Annotated in this window: 3 protein-coding genes and 1 pseudogene; 2 read left to right on the top strand and 2 right to left on the bottom strand. The window is 68.9% G+C overall.

All coding sequences use genetic code 11. The features are described 5' to 3' along the window. Positions 1 to 322 (bottom strand): annotated as a pseudogene (locus tag QM582_RS05885) (hypothetical protein); the annotation flags it as partial. Between the two features lie 50 nt (positions 323 to 372). Beyond that, on the bottom strand, positions 373 to 1365 hold the full coding sequence (locus QM582_RS05880; RefSeq protein WP_415082604.1) for an alcohol dehydrogenase catalytic domain-containing protein: 993 nt from the start codon (positions 1363 to 1365) through the stop codon (positions 373 to 375). A gap of 261 nt (positions 1366 to 1626) precedes the next feature. On the opposite strand from QM582_RS05880, the gene QM582_RS05875 reads away from it, so the two are divergent. Together QM582_RS05875 and QM582_RS05870 are read left to right on the top strand one after the other, a co-directional pair. Next, positions 1627 to 2508: a transketolase gene (locus tag QM582_RS05875; RefSeq protein WP_415082602.1), complete on the top strand. Its 882-nt coding sequence runs from the start codon at positions 1627 to 1629 to the stop codon at positions 2506 to 2508. Beyond that, complete coding sequence (locus tag QM582_RS05870; RefSeq protein ID WP_415082601.1) at positions 2508 to 3488, top strand: transketolase family protein; 981 nt, start codon at positions 2508 to 2510, stop codon at positions 3486 to 3488. The genes QM582_RS05875 and QM582_RS05870 overlap by 1 nt, the downstream gene beginning before the upstream one ends. The last annotated feature ends 44 nt before the right edge of the window (positions 3489 to 3532 follow it).

Genomic DNA, 3532 nt, shown 5'->3' with positions numbered 1-3532 from the left:
CCTGGCCGACGGTGGCGTCGTAGGTGAGATGGAAGTCGACACAGAAGGTGGAGCCCTTGATGATCAACGGGATCTGCTTGGCCCGCCCGGACAGCAGATGCCCGGCGACGCCCTTGAACACCGTGAAAGCGTCCGGCTCGCCTTCCAGGATGCGATCGAAGGTGTTCTTCAGGTCGGCCAGCCGGGGCGCGACACCACGCGGGACGGCCTGGTCGAGGGCGACCGTCATCATCCGGCCGTCCTCGCCGAGGATTCGGCGCAGCCGGATCTCGCGGCCCAGGGCCGAGGTGGTGCCGACCGGGTTCAGTTCGAAGATGCTCATCATTTCTCCTTGTCAGTGAGCGGGATTGGGGGAAGGGTCGGTGGGCCGGGTCAGGCCCAGGGGTCGATGCCGACCCGGAGGTCCTTGCCGGAGGCGACCAGGTCGAAGGCGTCGTACACCCGCTCCAGCGGCAGCTGGGTGCCGATCAGGTCGGCCACTTTCAGGGCGCCGGAGCTGACCAGCGGTGCCACGGTCTGGAAGTTCTCCAGCCGGCACGAGGACGCCCCGACCACCTCGTACTCGTTGTAGTGAATGTCGTTGGCGACGATGCTCAACACGTCCCCGGCATTGAACCCGGCAAACGCCGAGATCCGGGCACCCGGAGCCAGAATTCCCAAATACGGCGTCAACGCGTCGTTGCGGCCGACGGCCATGATCACCACGTCGATGCCACCGTCGGTGAGTTCGAGGATCTGCCGGGCCGTCTCCGGTGCCGGCGCGAAGACGTGGTCGGCGCCCGAGTCGAGGGCGATCCGGTGACGGGCCAGGTTGGGCTCGACCGCGATCACCGTCGGCACGCCCTGTGCCTTGGCCAGCCGGATGTGCATCAGCCCCAGCGGCCCGCAACCGGAGACCAGCACGGCGTCCGCACCCTTGACCTTGGCCAGATTCTGGCCGTTCAGGGCGCAGGCGAGGGGTTCAACGATCGCCGCGTGCTGCGGCGGGACGTCCCCCAGCGGGATCAGGTTCGCCCGAGCCCGGGCCGGCACCCGGATGTACTGCGACAGACCGCCGGTGAGCTGGTAGCCGAACGCCTCCCGGTTGCGGCAGATGTTGGGATGGTTCTTGCGACAGGCCACGCACGCACCGCAGGGCACCAGTGGATACAGCGCGATCTGCTGCCCGAGCGCGATGCCGTCGGGAAGCGGTCCGTTGCCGTCCACCACCGTTCCGGCCGTCTCGTGGCCGAGCACCGACGGCAGCGTCACGTTCTTGGTCTTCCGACCGGTATAGATCCGGACGTCGGTGCCGCACAGCAGCGCGGCGGTCACCTTCACCAGCACGTCGCCGGGCTCCAGAACCGGGAGGTCGGTCGTCTCCACCCGAAGATCGTTCGGGGCGTGGAGGACGGCCTGCTTCATTGTCGTCGACACGGTCCACCTTCCTGATCGGCACCGTCCACAGCTCTGAGGCTCAGTGCGCGGTTGCGTCACTAAATGATCGTTTGAATCACTCTAGGTTGTCAATACGTGCGTCTCGCGCATGTAGATGCTCACCAGTTGCATCTTGACACAGCTAAGTGATCGATTCGATCATGTAGTCCTGCCCCGATCAGCGCACCGCAACCATCCAGGGAGTCGCCCATGACCAGACGTGATCCACTACCGATCCCGGAGATCGAAGAGATGGCACAGACGCTGCGGGCGTCCGTGCTGCACATGCTCGCGGTGGCCAAGAGCGGCCACAGCGCCGGCCCGCTCGGCATGGCCGAGATCCTCGCCTCGCTCTACTTCGGCTGCATGAAGCACGATCCGGACGACCCCGAGTGGGAGGGCCGCGACGTCCTGATGCTGAGCAACGGACACACCGCCCCGATCCTCTACGCCGCCCTCGCCCACGCCGGCTACCTGCCGGTGGAGGAACTCGACACGCTGCGCCGGTTCGGCAGCAGGCTGCAGGGCCACCCGGAGCGGATCTCGCTGCCCGGCCTGGAAAGCACCTCCGGCCCGCTCGGCGAGGGACTGTCCCAGGCGGCCGGCTACGCCTACGTGCTGAAGTACCTGGACAAGAACCCGCACCGTTTCGTCTACGCCATCATGGGCGACGGCGAGGTGAACGAGGGCAACGTCTGGGAGGCGGCCATGTTCGCCGCCAAGTACCGGCTGGGCCAGCTGATCTCGATCATCGACCGCAACTACATCCAGATCGACGGCGCCACCGAGGACGTGATGCCGCTGGGCGACCTGCGCGGCAAGTGGGAGACCTTCGGCTGGCACGTGCTGGAGGTGAACGGCCACAGCGTTTCGGCCCTGCTCGACGCGGTGCAGACCGCCCAGGCGGTCGTCGACCGGCCCACGATGATCATCGCCCAGACCATCCCCGGCAAGGGCGTCGACTTCATGGAGTACGACTTCAAGTGGCACGGCAAGCCGCCCTCGCTGGAGCAACGGGACGCCTGGCGTGCCGCCCGCGGGTTGGAGCCGGCCGGATTCGACCACCTCGCCGCCGAGAAGGAGAACCAGTGATGACCGACTTCCCGCTCGCCCCGGACGCGCTCAGCGACGAGGTCCGCCGCGAACCGCTCCGCCTCGGCTTCGGACGCGGCCTGCTCGAGGCCGGCCGCCGCGACGCGTCGGTGATGGCGTTGTGCGCCGACCTCACCGACTCCACCCAGATGAGCCTCTTCCTGGACGCCTTCCCGGAGCGCTTCGTCGAGGTCGGGATCGCCGAGCAGAACCTGGCGACCGTCGCCGCCGGCATGGCGCGGGCCGGCAAGATCCCGTTCACCAGCTCGTACGCCGCCTTCTCGCCGGGCCGCAACTGGGAGCAGATCAAGACCACCGCCTGCCTCAACCAGCTGCCGGTCAAGGTGGTCGGCTCGCACGCCGGACTGATCACCGGCCAGGACGGCGCGACCCACCAGATGCTCGAGGACATCGCGCTGATGCGGGTGCTGCCCGGCATGGTGGTGGTCTGCCCCGGCGACAGCATCGAGGCCGAGAAGGCCACCGTCGCGATCGCCGGCAACGGCTCGCCGAGCTACCTGCGGCTGGCCCGCGAGGGCACGCCGGTGTTCACCACGGCCGAATCGCCGTTCGAGCTGGGCCGTGCCTACCTGCTCCGCGAGGGTGGGGACGTGACGCTGGCCGGCACCGGCACGATGACCTACGAGCTGCTGGTCGCCGCCGAGGAGCTGGCGTCCGCCGGGATCTCCGCCGAGGTGCTGCACGTGCCGACGGTGAAGCCGCTGGACGCCGACACCATCCTGGCCAGTGCCGCCAAGACCGGCCTGGTGGTCACCGCCGAGGAGGCCCAGATCGCCGGCGGCTTCGGCAGCGCGGTCGCCGAGCTGCTGGCCGACCGGGCGCCCACCCGGCTGCTCCGGCTGGGCGTCCAGGACAGGTTCGGAGAGTCCGGGCTGCCCCGGGAGCTGCTGGAGCACTTCGGGCTGACCGGTACCGGTCTGGCCGCCCGGATCGGCCCGTTCGTGCGCGACGCGGCCTGACCGGCGCGAGCCCGGCCTGCCGCGTGGCCCCCGCTGCGGCGGGG

This window comes from Micropruina sp. (genome assembly GCF_047607385.1).
Taxonomy (GTDB): Bacteria; Actinomycetota; Actinomycetes; order Propionibacteriales; family Propionibacteriaceae; genus Micropruina.
Note: the sequence above shows the minus strand (reverse complement) of the source record. Positions and strands in the feature narration are given on the sequence as shown.